Source organism: Gimesia alba (assembly GCF_007744675.1).
In the GTDB taxonomy this organism is placed as follows: Bacteria; Planctomycetota; Planctomycetia; order Planctomycetales; family Planctomycetaceae; genus Gimesia; species Gimesia alba.
Genome location: NZ_CP036269.1, coordinates 3,484,022 through 3,501,364, shown reverse-complemented (window position 1 = coordinate 3,501,364; position 17,343 = coordinate 3,484,022). Strand labels below are relative to the sequence as shown.

The window sequence follows — 17,343 nt, the reverse complement described above, 5'->3', positions numbered from 1 at the left end:
TTCCAGCGAATCTAGTGTTTGGCAGCGGGTGGCACTGGTGGCTTGCCACCAGTGAAAGGTATAGGGGGCGTTCCCGATTCTTTTGTCTGGTTGAAATTGTTTCGTAATCAACTCTCAACACTGTTGGGACGAGCCAACAGTGCCACCCCATCGCACGTCACGCGACAGCTCATCCCTGAATCAACAGCGGCCCCTGGTTCGCCCTCTGATACAGGTCTTTCCACTCCTTCGAACCATCGTTCGGAACCAGGCGTGTGTCGACGCCTCGTTCGAAGAAGGGCACGTTGCCTTCGCGGGCCGGGTTGAGGACGAAATTCACTTCGCCCGTATTGCCGAAATACATCTTCCGTCCGTCTTTCCACGTCGTTTCGATGAGACGCGGCGGTTCCGGGCGGGATGCCGGTTTTTTGACGCGGAGTTTTTCAATCAGATCACGATCCAGCTCATAACCCAGCCCCGGCTTCTCGGGGATTTTGGCAAATCCGTCTTTGACAACAATCGGTTCGGTCAACAGATTATGCTTGTAAAGCTGATGACAATTCACAGCCGGCCATGTCGCATGGCTCAGGACGGCGCCGAAATGCAGCGAGAAGGCAGCGGTAATTCCCGTGCCGACTAATTGCAACCAGAACGGTTTGTCCGCCATCGCAGCCACCGATCCCGCAGCCATCAACTCACTGGCGCCGTGACCAATCACGAAACCGTCGCAGATGTTTTCGCGAATCGCAATCAGGGGCTCTGGTGTCCCATAATGCATGGCGATGCTGACATCGGTAGCCGCCATCAACTTTTTGTTGCCGGCGATGTCGTCTTGAAAAATGGGAGACTCAAAAATATCGACCTGCGGATATTTGGCCAGGTCTTTTAGAATCGGAATCGCACGCTCTGCATCGAGCAGCGTATCGTTAAAGTCCATGTCGATTTTGAAGTTCTTGGGAACCACCTTGCTCGCTTCTTCGACCTGCGCCCAGACATCAAACCAGGGACGGCCTTTGGTTTTGTAGGACATATAGCCCTGCTTGTACGCCTCGGCACATTCCAACGCCATATCCTTGACAGAAGTGTCGATGTTCCACCAGGAGAGTGGCGTCTTCTCGTAAATTTTCTTACCCAGCAGTGCATGCACGGGAACCTCGGCTGCCTTCGCGACCGCATCGAACAATGCCATTTGCAGACCGGCCCCCAGGTCGTCGTCCCACATCAGCGCGGCAGCATTCTTGCCTTGCGCCCGTTGGACGGCCTCATCGGAAGTGGCGTTCCAGGTGTAATACAGCAACGTCTCTCCAAAGCCGACATGGCCCGATTTCAAATGCACTTCGACAATTTCGGTATACTGCCAATGTGGTAATTCGCGAGCCATGTTCCGGGCGGGCACTTCTCGAAAAGGAACTTTCACCGTGGTGCGTTCGATGCGTTCGATTTGTAAATGTTTCTTCGATGCCTTCTTTTCTGCCGCCTGCACAGAATGGGAAATCAGCCCCAGCATTCCCGTCCCTGCCGCTCCGGCGAGGCTGGTGGCCAGGAAATTTCTTCTGGAGATTCGGTTCGTTGCTCTCGACTTATTCTGTACTCGCACCTGGTGATTCCTTCGTCTGGGAGTTCATATTTAGCTCAACTGAAATGGAACCGAGTGCGTTCTCAGAACCATTATCTCTCCATCTTAACATCAACACCCCCCTATGCGTCCAGCGCCTGACGTTTTTTTCTCGCATTTATCAGCGCAGCAGAGATTGAAAACAAACTGCCGTAGGGTGCCCATCCTGTGTGCCAGTACTCGGCTTGACACCTACCGTGTGCCACTGTTCGGCTTGCCCGACAGTGCGCATCAGCTCAACATTCCCTACTTCTTGAATCCCCTTACTTCCGGCCAAGCGCAGCGAGCAGGAAACAAGCAGAACCAAACCTCAAAGGCTCTCATCAACAACTCGGCACGGGGTAGTCCCGGATGCAATCCGGGATTGCCGCAGGCAACAGGAGGTCCCAGCTCAACCATACAATCCAGAACCAGCCCACCGAGCCCGATAAGACACTAGGAATTCAGCAGCCAAATCGCTAAGATCGCCTGCATAGTATTAGAAAAGAGAGTCTTTCGCAGGCAGCCTCTCAGCCGGCAGCCCACGTCCGTTTTAAGAATCTTTCGGACATTCTGCCAGCATGACGCAGTCCTTTAAGAAATCAAACAACAAGCAGGAAGGTTGCACCCCGCATGGGTAAACAACTGATTCAAACGCATCGGTTCCCGAACGGTCTGACGCTGGTCACGGAATCGATGCTCGATGTCCAGTCGGCCGCGTTTTCCATTCTGGTTCCCGCCGGCAGTATTTATGACCCCGCCGACCGTCGCGGCACCGCCAGTATCCTCTCCGATCTCATCTCCCGCGGCGCAGGCCCCTATAACAGCGAACAGCTCTCCTGTGCCCTCGATGATCTGGGAGTCCAGCGACACGAAGGGGTCTCCAGCGGCCACATCACCTTCAGCGGTGCCACACTCGCAGACAATCTCGCCGAGACCTTAAAGCTCTACGCATTGATACTCCGTGCGCCGCATTTACCCGAAAATCAGTTCGACGCGTCCCGCGCCGGCGTGGCCCAATCACTGCTCTCCGTCGAAGACGACGCCCGGCAGAAAGCCCTCGTTGAACTCAAACGCCACGCCTTCCCGGCCCCCTGGGGACTTCCCAGCGACGGCGAACTCGATCACCTCGCACTGATCACCATTGAGGATGTCCAACAGCATTACCAGACCTCGTTCCATCCCGACGACACCATCATCGGCGTCGCCGGTAATATCGACTTCGAACAGGTCAAACAACAGATCGAAGAGATCTTCGGCGACTGGCAGCCGAGTGAGGGCAGGGAAGAGCCGGCTCTCGACTTCGAAACCGAAAAACAGTTCTTCACCGAACAGGAAACCACACAAACCCATCTCGGCATCGCTTACGACGCCGTCCCTTATGGGCATCCCGACTATTACGCCGCCTGGGCCGCCGTCGGCATCTTAAGTGGCGGCATGAGTGCCCGGCTGTTTACCGAAGTCCGCGAAAAGCGGGGCCTGTGTTACACCGTCTCCGCCTCATTAACCGGCATGCCCGGCTTAGGTCGCGTCCTCTGTTACGCCGGCACCACGTCCGAACGGGCCCAGGAAACACTCGACGTCACGCTTCAGGAGCTAACCCGTCTGGGTGAAGGCATTGAAGAATCCGAACTCGAACGCTGTAAAGCCCGCGCCAAAAGTTCGCTGATCATGTCGCAGGAATCGACGTCGTCGCGTGCCGCTTCGATTGCCCGCGACTGGTTCTACCTGAAACACATTACCACACTCGACCAGATCAACGAAGAAATTCAGCAACTCACCACCGAACGGGTGCTCGGCTATATCCACGCCCACCCCGCCGCGAATTTCACCGTCTTAACGATCGGCCCCCAACCGCTAGAGGTTCCCAGTGATATTTCATGAAGCTAAATTAGACAACGGACTGCAGATCATCGCCGAACTCAACCCCAACGCGCACAGCCTGGCGCTCGGCTACTTCGTTCGCACCGGTTCCCGCGATGAAACAGCCGAGGTCTCCGGCGTGAGCCACTTCCTCGAACACATGGCCTTCAAAGGGAACGAAAAATACACGGCCGACGATGTGAACCGCATCTTCGACGAAATCGGCGCCAACTACAACGCCTCCACCAGTGAAGAGATCACCCTGTTTTACGGCTCCTTTCTGCCGGAATACATCGACACCGCGATGGAACTTCTCTCCACATTGATCTATCCCACCTTACGGCAGGAGGATTTCGACATGGAGAAGAAAGTCATCCTCGAAGAGATCGGCATGTACGACGATCTGCACAGCTTCACCGCCTACGAAAAAGTGATGCAGGCCCACTTCCAGGGGCACCCGCTGGGGCAGAGCATCCTCGGCTCCGTGCAGTCGATCACCGATCTCACGTCCGAACAGATGCGCGATTATCACGCCAAACATTATCTGGCCGGCAACCTGACACTGGCCATCGCCGGCAATGCCGACTGGATCAAAGTCCTCGAACTGGCCGACAAGTTCTGCAAGCACTGGCCCGCCGGGAAAACCGATCGCCCCACCGACGAAGCCCAGCCAAAGACCGGCACACAGACCATCATCGAGAAAAAGACCCAGCAGCAGCACATCATGCAACTCGGCCCGGCTCCCGCCGCACAAGACCTGCTGCGTCTGCCAGCCGAAATCCTGGCGGTCGTGATCGGCGACGACTCCAACAGCCGGATGTACTGGAAGCTGGTCGACCCGGGCCTGGCCGAATCCGCCGAGATCGGCTTCAACGAATACGACGGCAGCGGCACCTGGCTGACCTACCTCTGTTCCGACCCCGAACTAACCGAAAGCAACCTGCAACTGATCCAGGAAATCTTCAACGAAGTCAACCAAAACGGCATCACCCAGGAAGAACTCGACCGCGCCAAAAACAAACTCGCCTCCCGATTAGTGCTACGCAGCGAACGCCCCATGGGCCGCCTGTCGTCCTTAGGTGGCAACTGGGTCTACCGCCAGAAATATTATTCCGTCGAAGACGACCTGGAACTCTTAAACAACATCAGCCTGGACGACATCCAGACGCTGCTGAAAAAATACCCACTGGGGCATAGCACGACCGCCGCCGTGGGGCCGATGACGAGTGTTGTTGATTGACAGTTCTAGTGAATCGCAAAATATAAGGAGTGGATCCATATGTCCGCCCGTCTAGACAAAGCAGCAATTATTTTATACATCCTATACAGGCTACGCGTCTTTCTCCTTTTCATCTTCTTTATCTTCGGTTCGCATTTCTTTAAATCGCTGGTAATTACTCATTACAATCTTCGAATTGGGATGATCTGATCCAAACGTTGACAGAAGTATTTCTATGGACTGTAGATAAAGTGCTCCAACCTCTGCGTACCGCCCCTGTATTCGATAAAAACTAGCCAAGTTGTTAAGGCTGGTTGCGAAGGATGGATGGTCTTCACCCAGCACAGCACGACGAATTTCCATTGCCTGCAGAAAGAGAGGCTCCGCCTCGGCATAACGCCCTTGGGTTCTATATAAACTTGCCAGATTGTCGAGGCTGGTTGCGAAATTAGGATGGTTTTCCCCCAATACAGCACGACATATTTTCATCGCCTGAAGATAGTATGGTTCCACCTCCACGTAACGTCTCTGCTTTAGATATAAAAGAGCCAAGTTGTTGAGACTGATCGCGAAGGAGGGATGATCTTCACCCAGCACAGCACGACGAATTTCCATCGCTTGTAGAAAGAGAGGTTCCGCCTCGGCATAACGTCCTTGGATTCTATATAAACTAGCCAGTTGGTTGAGGCTGCCCGCGAAATCCGGATGGGTTTCACCCAGCACTGCTCGACAAATTTCTATGGCATCAAGATAGAGGGGTTCCGCATCGGCGTAACGTCCTTGGTTAATATAGAGAAGAGCCAAGTTGCTTAGGCTTATCGCAAAGGAGGGATGATCTTCTCCCAACACAGCACGACGAATTTCCATCGCCTGGAGATAGAGGGGTTCCGCATCTTCGTAACGCCCCTGACTTTTATACAGACCAGCCAAATTGTTCAAGCTGGTCGCGAAATCTGGATGTGTTTCCCCCTGCACAGCACAACGAATTTCGATTGCCTGCAGAAAGAGGGGTTCCGCATCTTCGTAACGCCCCTGGCTTTTATACAGACCAGCCAGATTATTCAGAGTGGTCGCGAAATCCGGATGGGTTTCACCCAGCACAGCACGACGAATTTCTATTGCCTGCAGATAGAGAGGTTCTGCCTCTGCGTATTCACCAGCATCGAAGAAAAATCGACCTTGCTTGATCAATAAATCCCCACTGTTTTCCGTTTTGATCTTTGAATGTTTAATATATTCGATGGCGGTCTTACTTTGCGGTAATAAACGACGGCAAGTCTTCCAGTTGTTAGGTTCTGGCCAAGGATAGATCTGATTGACGGTATTTACAACCCGTTCTTCCCAGATCGGTTCCTCATCCCTGGATTGCACTTCTGCTTTCATCACTTCCTGAACCAGACGATGAATGCTGAACTCCTCTTTTCCTGGAACGATACTGATGAGCGAATATTTTAAGAGTGGTTGTAACACGTCGTTTACGGCTAACATCGGATCGTCACTCTGGCTGATCACTTCCTCAATCGCTTCCCCCAGAAAACCGGCTCCTTCTGCAATTAAATCATAAGGAATAGCATCCGGCGCCAAGAATGCACAGAAACGAAGCAAGTCAGCAGTTGTTTCCGCTTGTTGCTTGATTTCTTCGAAATTCATTGACCATGTTGTCTGTACCGATTCTGGATAATCTCCCATCACCGGCTTTTGTTTTTCTAACAGATCCAATTTCAATCGTCGATAATTCTCCAAGTATCGTTTAAATGTGATTGCGGTCTCTTGAATATACGCTCCTGCCTGCTCTAAAGCCAAAGGTAATCCATCTAGTTCTGTAGCCAGTTTTCTCGCCAGGTTTTGTTCTGAATCATCAAGCCTTTTGGAGACGCGTTTGATTAAAAACTCCGTAGCCTGATCGAGTGGAAGTTTTTGTACATCGATCGGCTCCAGAATTCCGAGTCTGGCAAAGATATTCGCCCGCGAAGTCAAGAGAATGTGTCCCTGGCTTTGCAAGGGCAAGAAAGATTCAAGACAATCTGGTTGATCCGCATTATCATAAATCATCAGCCAGTTTGGGTGCTGTTCCATCCATCTCTTCAATGCCTGCTTTACAGTCTCAGCTTTGGTTTCATCAAATGGAATTTGTAATTTCTTACAATAGTCAACATAGCTGCCCAGAATCTGCAACGAGGGATCAGAGGATATCTTTTCCTTTAGCTCTTCTGCTTCCTGGTCATCGTCAGTCAGTTGCACCCAGAAAACATGCTCGTATTCTTTCTGATAGCGATAAGCATATTCCACAGCAAGTTGCGTTTTGCCGATCCCACCCAAACCACGAATGGCTTGCGTCACAGCCGTTTTGCCGCCGGTCGTAAGACGCTCGCGAAGATCTTTCAGTTCTTCTTCGCGTCCCGTAAAAGCAGGATTTCTCCGAAATGGCAGATCAAAGATTTTACGATTCGCTACTTTAGCTGTCGTTTTTTTTTTGAAACGACAGCTCGAATACCTCTGGCAACATCCGTAAATGCTTCGTCTCTATTATGCCAAGCAGGTCCAGTAATCGGTTTTCCATCTTTAGGTAAAGCTTGAAGCTTTCCGTATAAAGCGGAGTGCCAGTCACAGTCTCTTAAGATGACAGGAATCACAACGGCTTCACCAGCGTCATGCCTTTCAAGTGCCCGATCCATCTCTTTTGTATAGCAATAATCAGAGGCATGAAAGCTGGCACTGATTAAGAGAAGAATAATATCTGCATTTTCCAGGTTTTCATCGATTTCATATTTCCATTCCTCACCACCTAGAATCTGACGATCATGCCATTCTCTGATAATTCCCTGATGTTTCAGTAATGAAAGATGCTTTTCTAACTCATTGCGTAGTTCTTCATCTTCGTGGGAGTAGGAGTAAAATAGACTCTTGGGAATTAGATTAGAGCTAGCTTCACTCATAGAAAATAAACCTCTGAACGCGATAATTATGGACATTCAATTCAGTTTATACTAAAACAGGAATCCACCTGTTTGTACAGAGGAAGATGTGAGAATTTTATCACCATCATAAATCTATACCCTACCCCCCAGAATTCCTGATAATGCATGCTCAATCAGTAGGTTGGCTCCGACGAACACAGAAAGAGAATGGTCTTGTTGCAAATAAGAATGCACTAAAGGTCCATGAACCGATTCCAATTGTGATCACCCAGCCTGGAGGTCCCAAATGAAACTCTTCCGTTTTCTCATCCTGTGTTGTGTCGGTTTTGTTTTTTTGAACCTGGCGGGGCGGAGGTGCAGGGGACGGAAGCGCGTCGTAAGCCGCGGCCGCCGTTCAAAGTCGGCGATGCTGCTCCTGAGTTCTGGGGGTATCATGCCGGGGGTGAGGCTTATGATTATGGGAAATCGTTTCGGGGTAAAACGATTCTGTTGATCTTCTGGTCGCTGGAAGATCCGGACCACGAGCAACTCAACGGGCGGCTGCGAAAGATCCGCCGGCGGTTCCTGGATCAGCAGGATTTCATCATGGTCAGTCAATGCGTTGACCAGGACTATGAAAAGTGGATCGCGTATTGCAAGCGGCAGAAACCCCTCGATGGGAATGCTTTTTACAGTGACGGGAAGTGGATCCACCAGACGCAGGGGGGATTCAATCTGGATGAATTGAATTCGGCGAAAGAATTTGGCATGACCAAAACGCCGGCCTTTTTTCTGCTGGGGCCGCAGCGGAAATTCCTGGCGGTGAAGATTCCGGAGAAACAGCTGGTGGAGCAGATTCAGGCTGTTTTGAAACAGCAGACGGGCCGGTAGAGGTGGGGTGGCACTGGTGGCTTGCCACCAGTGAAAAGCAGTGGGTTGTTCCATTTCTCTTGTCTGATTGATGAATCATCCCAAGGTTCCATTGATTGGGTATTTTCACGCACACATAAATCACTGTTTTCATTCGGTTGTGATGAAGGGCGCCCCTCTTACCCTATGTTTTTTCGTAAATTGGACGTCCACCCTCAGCACTGTTGGGCAAGTGTAAAGACCGGACACATAGGTAACACACGTTCGGACACATGGGTAACACTCATGTAAACTGTTATGCGACTTCATTTAAGGGGGGAGCATGACATGGTCTGGAAGGAGTGTAATCGAGTGTCTGAACGTAAAGAATTTGTGCTTCTGGCTTCGGTAGAAGGGGCCAATATCTCTCAGCTCTGCCAGCGTTTCGGAATCGCACGTAAGACTGGCTACAAATGGATGCAACGATATCGGGAAGAAGGGGTCGCCGGACTGGTCGATCGTTCTCGCTGCCCGCATACCTTTCGTTCTCCGACATCAAAAAAGATGGAATCTGCCGTGTTATCGATTCGCGATCAACATCCGACCTGGGGAGGTCGCAAGATATACCATCGTCTGCTGGCCTTGGGGCACAAACAGGTCCCGGCTGCCAGTACCATTACCGCGATCTTGAAGCGACATCAGCGTATTGATCCGGAAGAGTCAAAGAAACGTCAGGAATATCAGCGTTTCGAACGCAGCGAGCCGAATGAGCTCTGGCAGATGGATTTCAAAGGGGAGTTTTCAACTCTTGACCAACGCTGGTGCTATCCACTGACTGTATTGGACGATCATTCCCGTTTTTCTCTGGTCTTAAAAGCCTGTGGAAATCAGAAAGGCCCCACAGTTCAAAAACATCTGCGAGATGCTTTTCGCCTTTACGGACTACCGCAAGCGATGTTGATGGATAACGGGACTCCCTGGGGATCAACGGTCAGTCCTGGGAGTTATACTCGATTTTCTGTCTGGTTAATGAATCTGGATGTGCGGGTAATTCATGGCAGGCCTTACCATCCCCAGACACAGGGAAAAGAAGAACGATTCCATCGGACGTTGAAGCAGGAGGTCTTGCAGGGCCGTCACTTCAAGAACCATGCAGAACTGCAAAAAACGTTTAATCGCTGGCAGCAGGTGTATAACCAGGAGCGTCCGCATGAAGCCCTGGACTATAAAACGCCCATAGAGCGGTATCGGGTGAGCTCTCGGTCGTACCCGGAACGCCTGCGACAATTTGAATACGACTCAAGCTTCGAGGTCAGGAAAGTAAACAATACGGGACGCGTTGTATTCAAGCGAAAAAAGTATTACCTGAGCCGTGCGTTTCGAGGGCAGCTGGTTGGAATTCGTAGTAATGGAAGGGATGGTGAATGGGATATCTATTATCGCACATTCAAAGTTGGGAAGATCGAACTGAGAAAACAACGTTCCCGGCGTAAGAGTCGTCAACGTTGATTGAGCTCTGTTCGCTTCGCTCTCAGAGCTCAATCAACGTCTTGTAAATAACGAAAGAAAGTGTTACCTATGTATCCGAACGGTTGTGTGCCATGTGTCCGGTCTAAATACTTGCCACCAGTGAAAGACAGTGGGGGCGTCCCTACCTCTTTTGATTGATTGAAGCCATTCATTGATCGATTCTTTTCACACACAAACAAGTCACTGCTTTCATGAAGTTATGACGAAAGGAACCCCTCTCTTTCCCCAAGAGTTTTTTCGTGGATGGGACGTCAACTCTTAACACTGTTGGACAAGCCAACAGTGCCACCCAACGCAAATAAAATCACGTGCCATGTGTTTCGGTGTGGATTGTTTATCTGGGGGCGTTCGGGGGATATCTGGTAGGATTCTCTTTCGGCGGGCGGACATATGCGTTTCGCTCTTACTTTGGGAAGTCGTCAGAGTGAACCTTGGGTTTCGTAACAGCGCTCAAGGTCAGGTAATATTTTTTTATAGTTCAGAGGATGATTCTCAGAAAAAGTCGCCTTTACCGAGGTCGGGAATTACCGGGGCTAACGCCCTGCGGCTAATGATCAAAACAAGATCAGTCGTGTGACATTCGCTCCGGTTCCTCACCATATGCAAAGACGAAATTGAATTAAGAAACGATCCCATGGATCTCATCGCTTTGTTTTAAATTGTTGTTCTGCTGATAAAGTTGTCCTGCTGTTTAATGAATTTTCGTGAGGGGCATGAGGGAGTCAAGATAAAATGGAATTTGATGAGTGGCGAAATGGTGGTGAGATGTGTCGGCATGTTGACGAGACGTGTCTCTTGTGTGCTGGTTGTGCGGCGATGTGTGTCGACCCGCATAACTTTTTGAGGCTGATTTTTTCAAATCTGGCTGAAACCAGCGGGTTTTATAGTGCTCATTTCGCTCGCGGTTTGCAACCTTCACCTGAACCAGTACTGAGCACGCGCGCGACGCGCAACAGAGGATAATCTGAAATTGCGTCAGGGAGTCAAGAGCGACTTTCTTCAGCAGGGGGTGATTCATGCACTGGTGTCGAATAAGCAGCAAAAAAGGAATTTTGTACGACCACGAAAAAAATGAAATCACACGAAAATGAAGTAACCTGGGGATTCAGGGCGCGGCGTGATTGAGCAGGAATTTTTGAATATGCGTTACTCAAACTGGTGTCGTTTCAGTAGAATACACGGAACGATTGACTACGAGGCAGGAGAGACATCATCATGCAAGACATCCAATTTAATTTTGAACGTGTCTGGAGTATCGAGCCCCCGGGCAAACATCTGCTGGAAGGCCCCGTCCTTTCACCCGACGGCACGCGGGTTTACTTCACCGACTGCTTCCAGGGGACAATCTACGAGTTCGATCCCAATCAGCCGACGGTTGCGCCGACGGAAATTTATTCTTACGCACCCTACTGTTGTAACGGGTTACAGTTTCTCCCGAATGGCAAGCTGGCCGCCTGCCTCTGGAAGGGAACGATCTGGCCGAAAGGGATGCTGCATGAACTGGACCTGCAACATAAACCGAAGCCCAAAACAGAACTGCGGATCTCACATTCCACGACCGGCAAACAGTTCCGGCACCCCAACGATCTGGCGGTAGATGAAGCGGGGGGCGTCTATTTCACCGACCTCCGCGGCGGTCATGTCTATTACTATGCCTGTGGGGACACACAGGCGAAATCCTGCCTGGAGCTGGATAAGCCGAACGGCATTGAGCTGCAGATGGTGTCAGGAAAAGCACAATCTCTGTATGTCGCCGACTCAGGAACCTCGACAGTGCTGCATTATGAGATCAAGAGCCCGGGTGTGATTGGCAAGCAGATCGCCAATCAGCATTTCAAGATCAAACATGCCGTTGATGGTCTGGCACTGAGCTCTGATGGTCTACTGTTTGTCGCTGAAAAGGGAGCCGTCTACGCGCTGGACGCCCAACTGGATCCGATCGGCCGTGCGCCGCTCATGAAGGATGATCCGCCGATTCCCTCCAATATTTGCTTCATTGACGAAAAACGATTTGTCGTGACCAGCTACCGTTCCTTTTTATGTCCCAACAAAGCAGAACTCTTCATCGGCACGATCGAAGATTAGAAAATCAGGGGAGCAGAAAATGACTTCAAAAGTAAGTAGCTATGCAAGTTTCTTCGTTTGTGTTGTTCTGCTATTTCCAGCAGTGTTGAAGTCAGAAGAGAAGTCAGGTAAGGCCGCGAACACAGAGCAGGGGTTGAAACGGTTTCGCGTCGGTCAGCCAGCGCCTGTGATCGAAGGTTTCGCCAGCGATGGGAATGTGAGCAATCTGAAAACTAATAAAGGCAGTTTTACTCTCCTCACCTATTGGTCGCTCAACGACAAACAGTACGAACAGAATCTACGCACCGTGGAACGGATCTTCCAAAAGCACGGAGCGCGTCCCGATTTTAAAATCATCAGTTTCTGGAGGGATGACTGGCCTGAATACCAGGCGGAAATGAATCGGCGCGGATCTGCGTTTTACGGCAGCCGCAACTGGTGGAAACTGAAATTCATTGATTCCGATCGCAGTCAAAAAAACGAGAACGAACCAGACCGTATCTGGGGAAGCGATCTCAAACCCAACTCGACTCCCGTTTATATTCTGCTGGACAGAGAACACAAATTCCTGGCGATTGATATTCCCGGCGACCAGCTTGAGAAAACGGTGGAGAAGTATCTCAATGCACCAGCAAACTAAGCGCGCCCTTCATTCCCGCAAAATCAGCTCGCTGCCACCAGAATCTTCTGGAAAGCCAGGAGTCACCTTGGTACGCTCGCATTTGAGCAGGCTTCCAAGTTCCCACAGTAGAAATGCTGCGAAGCGTTTCGGGTTCAGGTTCTTCGAAAAAGGGAGGCGTATCATGTTTCGTTACGGTACTCTACTTGCCAGCTTCATGCTCATTGCAGCGACGTGGGGAATGAACGACGTGGCGTGGGCTCAATCCATTCAGGTCCGTTTCTCGCCGCTTTCAAAAACGTCCAGCATCCAACCTGCTGACTTCTTGTATCACATTCGTACCGATTCCATCACCCCCGAAGCCAGACGCAAACAACTGGACCAGGAAAAAAAGAGCTATGGTCCCATCCTTGACTCTGGAAAATGCGTCCGCAAGCAGGGCCCCGCGACCGAACAGGACTGCGTCGGTCTGGTCACCGAATGGTTATACTGGGGTGGCGATCTGTCAGCACGAAACCGCATCGCCGAACTGCGCGGCGGGGGAGCGGATCAGTTTTACCAAAACTTTCTGAAGCGGTTTTGCACAAAACAGAGTGGCGAATCTGCAAGCCGAAAAGGTGATATCGTCGCCTTCCTGAAAGATTATCCCAATGGCACAAGCAAATGTTTGCACGTGGCGTTGGTTACCGACGGCGGCAAGATCCTCTCGAAAGATGCAGACGGCAGCGTGTTTCTGATTTCGGGCGGCAACGATTCACTCAAGGTCCCCTTCAAAGGTTTCAATTTCGAATATTGGCGGCCGAAAGAGAAACTCCGCGCGGAGATGCTGTACGACTTCCAAGGCAGGGAGAAATCCAAAGCAAAACCGATACTGGCAGGTTGGCAGCCCGTGAATGCGAAACGCGTGAAAGGACGCTATTATCTACCAGAAGAACTCGCTCAGGTCATGAAACTATTTTCGAAACCGGATACGTTAGAATTCATCGCAAACAAAAACGGTTCCGACTTTGTCGTTAACGACAAAAGTTTCGTCGACCAGATTCAGGGAGTCTTCGATGTCCTCAAAAAAGCAAATCCCCAAAAGGGTCAATCAGACGATAACATGACGATCAACCAGATGAAACTCACGATCAGTGGTTCCCGGAACGAGTGGAAGGTCACAGGTAATGTCAACGTGACTTACACCACTGTCGAGAAGGGTAAGAAAAAAGAAAAGACAGAAGATTACCCGATAAAAGCAGTTGCCAAACCACACCAGAAATAAGCGTGGGATCAGGAACAAGTATGAATGCGTCTTACAAAATCAAAGTATTTCTACTCAGCAGTGGTCTGTTTTTCTTGTCAGCAATCGCATCGGCTCCCGCACAAAAACCGACTGCGAAGGAAAAACATGAGCAGAAGAAGGTAGTGCAATCTCTGCTGCAGGGAATGCAACAGCAGCGGTCACTCCTGAAATCAGGCGAATTCAAAGCCGACGCTGTCGTGACGGATTTCGCCACGCCGCTACGTATTGAGCTGAAAGCGGATTGTTTCTTTTCCCAGCAATTCAAAAAGTTTCGGTTCGACCAGGATGTCAAACAGATCACCCCTCATCCAAAAAAGAAGGGTGAAAAACGAACATTGCATTCTCGATCAATCTACGTCAAAACGCCGGAGTACAGCATTCATACGGAAGGGAATAACACCGGCGTCAGGATCAACGATCCGGATTACAAGCCGTATGGCTATTTTTCACCGTTCGATATCCGCGTGATCGGCCTGATCAACGACTCCGAGCTTTTGTATGGCATGTCGCGCTCAGGCAGTCGATGGTTCCTGCCAGGAGTACTACAGATGTATCAATCTTACGAATTGGAACGCATTACCCGGCATAGTGAAGGCGTGTACGAGGTCACCTGGTTCTTCGGAAAGTCAAACGAATTTAAGCTCGTGCTCTGGATTGACGAGCTTCACGGATTTACTCCCACGAAATATTCTGTTTATCGCAAAACGGGCACGCCTAAACGATTTGACTCAAAACCCGCCATCAAGAGTGAAATCACCTGGAAAGAAATCGAATCCGTCTGGGTTCCCGTCGCTTTCAATACAGACAGTCAGTTCAATCATCAGCGGCTCGAAATGAAATTCGAATGGCTTAAGATCAATCAGCCGATTCCCGCTACGGTTTTCACCGTTGATGGAATGGAATTACCGAAGGGACGTCGAATTGAAGATAACGGTGCCCCCGGTATTATTGAAACATCGGTCATCGATCACCGGGGCGGTACAAAAAAACTGATCCGCGGCGGCACGTTTATACCCGATAAAAAGCTCGAATGAATCATTGCTGAGTGTAAACCGTTTTTCTAAGACGGCCCATCCACAACCGTACCCAGTTTCCGCAGTAGCTCAAACGTAAACAGACCTGTGTTATGTCCGTCGTTGAAGGTGATGCGGTAGGCGTAGTTGCCCGCGAGGCTCATCCGTTCGACCTTGACCGGCTGGAGTTCGACAGGCGAGAGTACTGTCAGTTTCATGGGTTCGGCCTGTGCTGCTTTGCGTTCGTTGCGGCATGTCACACAAGGACAGGATTTGCGTAATTCTGCGAACGTGTAGCGACGTTGTTGACCATCGCTCCAGCCGATAAGAATGGCATTCTCTTCAGTGAGTTTTTTCAATTCCGTAGGAGTGGGGTCCATGTCGTGTTTATTTCTTTTTTGCATCGAGGGGTACGATATAATACTCGATGCCGTTAATCTGATTTCGTTTCCAGTTATCTGGAATACGTGGAATCGCGGATGGCCGCGGGACAACTGTGGCTTTTTTTCCCGGCAACTGAAGTAGCATCGGAGGAGCCTGCGGAGGAGTCTGTGGGAACACTATTTTCGGGGGGACCTTTTCCAACTCTTCCACACGTTTCTCGAGCTGTTTCACCCGCTTGAGTAACTCTTGCACGCTCGCTTCAGATGAATCCGGTTCCGGAGCACTGCGCAGACTGTCCGTCAGCAAACCAATCATAACAAACATTACCAGCAGTGGAATTGTCCAGCGACGCATGAGAAACACTCCTTTTTCTTAGGTTGACTGAAGAACCAATCCGTTCACAAATCAGAATCCGAGAAACCAGTCCCGAGAAGACGACCTCTGATTGACGCTGTAATCGGTCGAAAAGTTCCCTGCGGCTCTGCTCTTTCTGAAGTCTCATGCGCGAATTATAGTAAAAAACCGAACAACGAGCCAAGGTCATAAGTAGATCTCAGCATTGTGGATCGTTGTACTCAAAAAAGGATCATTCGATTCCGTCTCAATCTTTCAGCTCAACAACGGCTGCACCACATTCCCATGCACGTCGGTCAGACGATAGTAACGGCCCTGGAATTTGAACGTCAGCTTTTTGTGGTCGATGCCTAAAGAGTGTAGAATCGTCGCGTTCAAGTCATGCACGGGCAGGGGGTTTTCAGTGATATTGTAGCTGAAATCGTCGGTCTCGCCGTAAGTCAAACCCGGCTTCATCCCGCCTCCTGCCGCCCAGACTGTGAAGCATCGCGGATGATGATCGCGTCCGTAGTTCGTGGCGGTGAGGGTTCCCTGACAATACACGGTCCGGCCAAATTCTCCCGCCCAGACTACCAGTGTATCATCCAGCATGCCTCGCTGTTTCAAGTCGAGGATCAATGCCGCCGTCGCCTGATCGGTTTCCCCCGCCAGTTGTTTGATCTTACTGGGCAGATTCAGATGGTGATCCCAGCCGCGATGATACAACTGGATAAATCGCACGCCCCGTTCTGCCAGACGCCTCGCCAACAGACAATTGGCGGCGTAGGTTCCCGGCTGTTTGGCCTGCTCGCCATACAATTCAAACGTCGCCGCTGATTCCTGAGCAAGATCCGTCAATTCGGGAACCGAAGTCTGCATCCGAAACGCCAGTTCATACTGTGCAATCCGAGTGGCAATTTCGGGGTCTCCCTTTGCTTCCAGTGCCAACCGATTGAGCGCACCAAGATCATCCAGCATTTCCCGCCGCGCCTGTTTATTCACTCCGGGTGGATTCGAGAGAAACAGCACCGGATCACTCGAACGGCGAAACTTCACTCCCTGATGTTTCGTCGGCAAAAAGCCGCTCCCCCACAAACGATCGTAGAGCGGCTGCCCGCCCGCTCCTGAAGTCAATGCAACAAATGTCGGCAAATCCTTGTTTTCACTCCCCAATCCATAAGAAATCCACGACCCCATACTGGGGCGGCCTGCCTGGATGCTGCCGGTCTGGAGAAAGGTAATTGCAGGATCATGGTTAATGGCTTCGGTATACAGCGACTTGACCACACACATCTCATCTGCGATTTTCGCCGTGTGTGGCAGAAGCTCACTGATCCAGGTTCCGCTCTTGCCGTGCTGCGCGAACTTGAACATCGAGGCGGCGATCGGAAAACTATTCTGCCCCGATGTCATGCCGGTTAACCGCTGGCCGCGGCGGATCGAATCGGGAAGTTCGGTCTTGTGAAATTTTTTGAGGGCTGGCTTATAGTCAAATAGATCCAGCTGAGAAGGAGCCCCCGACTGGCTCAGATATATCACTCGTTTGGCCCGGGCAGGGAAGTGCAGTCCGCTGGAACTGGCAGGTTGTGGCTCTGCGGCCCCCGATTCCTGCAGCAACGTCGCCAATGCCGCCAGCCCTACGCCAGCTGTGTTCTGCCGCAAAAAAGAACGGCGGTTGACCTGCATCTCTAATTCGTCTCTGATATTTGACATC

14 protein-coding genes are annotated in these 17,343 nt (G+C 50.8%); 8 read left to right on the top strand and 6 right to left on the bottom strand.

What is annotated here, in order from left to right:
* Positions 1 to 169: 169 nt before the first annotated feature.
* A complete protein-coding gene (locus tag Pan241w_RS13100) occupies positions 170 to 1,576 on the bottom strand; it encodes a mandelate racemase/muconate lactonizing enzyme family protein (protein WP_145216256.1) in 1,407 nt (468 codons plus the stop codon).
* A gap of 630 nt (positions 1,577 to 2,206) precedes the next feature.
* On the opposite strand from Pan241w_RS13100, the gene Pan241w_RS13095 reads away from it, so the two are divergent.
* Together Pan241w_RS13095 and Pan241w_RS13090 are read left to right on the top strand one after the other, a co-directional pair.
* The gene (locus Pan241w_RS13095; RefSeq protein ID WP_145216253.1) at positions 2,207 to 3,457 is read left to right on the top strand and encodes a M16 family metallopeptidase; all 1,251 of its coding nucleotides are present in this window, start codon (positions 2,207 to 2,209) and stop codon (positions 3,455 to 3,457) included.
* Positions 3,444 to 4,676, top strand: coding sequence for a M16 family metallopeptidase (locus tag Pan241w_RS13090; RefSeq protein ID WP_145216251.1), 1,233 nt, complete (start codon positions 3,444 to 3,446; stop codon positions 4,674 to 4,676). The genes Pan241w_RS13095 and Pan241w_RS13090 overlap by 14 nt, the downstream gene beginning before the upstream one ends.
* 90 nt (positions 4,677 to 4,766) lie before the next feature.
* On the opposite strand, the gene fxsT is transcribed toward Pan241w_RS13090, so the two are convergent.
* Positions 4,767 to 7,085 carry an FxSxx-COOH system tetratricopeptide repeat protein gene (fxsT, locus tag Pan241w_RS13085; protein WP_261344306.1) on the bottom strand — a complete coding sequence of 773 codons (2,319 nt, stop codon included), beginning with the start codon at positions 7,083 to 7,085 and terminating at the stop codon, positions 4,767 to 4,769.
* Between the two features lie 20 nt (positions 7,086 to 7,105).
* Complete coding sequence (locus Pan241w_RS13080; protein WP_198000505.1) at positions 7,106 to 7,591, bottom strand: toll/interleukin-1 receptor domain-containing protein; 486 nt, start codon at positions 7,589 to 7,591, stop codon at positions 7,106 to 7,108.
* A 336-nt stretch (positions 7,592 to 7,927) separates the two neighbouring features.
* On the opposite strand from Pan241w_RS13080, the gene Pan241w_RS13075 reads away from it, so the two are divergent.
* From Pan241w_RS13075 to Pan241w_RS13050, 6 genes are all read left to right on the top strand, one after another.
* Positions 7,928 to 8,443: a TlpA family protein disulfide reductase gene (locus tag Pan241w_RS13075; RefSeq protein ID WP_198000504.1), complete on the top strand. Its 516-nt coding sequence runs from the start codon at positions 7,928 to 7,930 to the stop codon at positions 8,441 to 8,443.
* Between the two features lie 330 nt (positions 8,444 to 8,773).
* Complete coding sequence (locus Pan241w_RS13070; RefSeq protein WP_198000503.1) at positions 8,774 to 9,910, top strand: IS481 family transposase; 1,137 nt, start codon at positions 8,774 to 8,776, stop codon at positions 9,908 to 9,910.
* 1,236 nt (positions 9,911 to 11,146) lie between these two features.
* Positions 11,147 to 12,016, top strand: coding sequence for an SMP-30/gluconolactonase/LRE family protein (locus tag Pan241w_RS13065; RefSeq protein ID WP_145216243.1), 870 nt, complete (start codon positions 11,147 to 11,149; stop codon positions 12,014 to 12,016).
* A 19-nt stretch (positions 12,017 to 12,035) separates the two neighbouring features.
* Positions 12,036 to 12,635 (top strand): hypothetical protein, encoded by a 600-nt coding sequence (locus tag Pan241w_RS13060; protein ID WP_145216241.1) that lies wholly within the window; start codon positions 12,036 to 12,038, stop codon positions 12,633 to 12,635.
* A gap of 163 nt (positions 12,636 to 12,798) precedes the next feature.
* Positions 12,799 to 13,878 (top strand): CHAP domain-containing protein, encoded by a 1,080-nt coding sequence (locus Pan241w_RS13055; protein ID WP_145216239.1) that lies wholly within the window; start codon positions 12,799 to 12,801, stop codon positions 13,876 to 13,878.
* 20 nt (positions 13,879 to 13,898) lie between these two features.
* Positions 13,899 to 14,933 (top strand): outer membrane lipoprotein-sorting protein, encoded by a 1,035-nt coding sequence (locus Pan241w_RS13050; RefSeq protein ID WP_145216237.1) that lies wholly within the window; start codon positions 13,899 to 13,901, stop codon positions 14,931 to 14,933.
* Positions 14,934 to 14,959: 26 nt separating this feature from the next.
* Here the strand turns inward: Pan241w_RS13050 and Pan241w_RS13045 are convergent, their stop codons facing one another.
* The 3 genes from Pan241w_RS13045 to Pan241w_RS13035 form a co-directional block, all read right to left on the bottom strand.
* On the bottom strand, positions 14,960 to 15,292 hold the full coding sequence (locus Pan241w_RS13045) for a DUF971 domain-containing protein (RefSeq protein WP_198000502.1): 333 nt from the start codon (positions 15,290 to 15,292) through the stop codon (positions 14,960 to 14,962).
* 7 nt (positions 15,293 to 15,299) lie between these two features.
* Positions 15,300 to 15,650 (bottom strand): hypothetical protein, encoded by a 351-nt coding sequence (locus Pan241w_RS13040; RefSeq protein ID WP_145216231.1) that lies wholly within the window; start codon positions 15,648 to 15,650, stop codon positions 15,300 to 15,302.
* Between the two features lie 255 nt (positions 15,651 to 15,905).
* Positions 15,906 to 17,342 carry a DUF1501 domain-containing protein gene (locus tag Pan241w_RS13035; RefSeq protein WP_145216228.1) on the bottom strand — a complete coding sequence of 479 codons (1,437 nt, stop codon included), beginning with the start codon at positions 17,340 to 17,342 and terminating at the stop codon, positions 15,906 to 15,908.
* Between the last annotated feature and the right edge of the window lies 1 nt (position 17,343).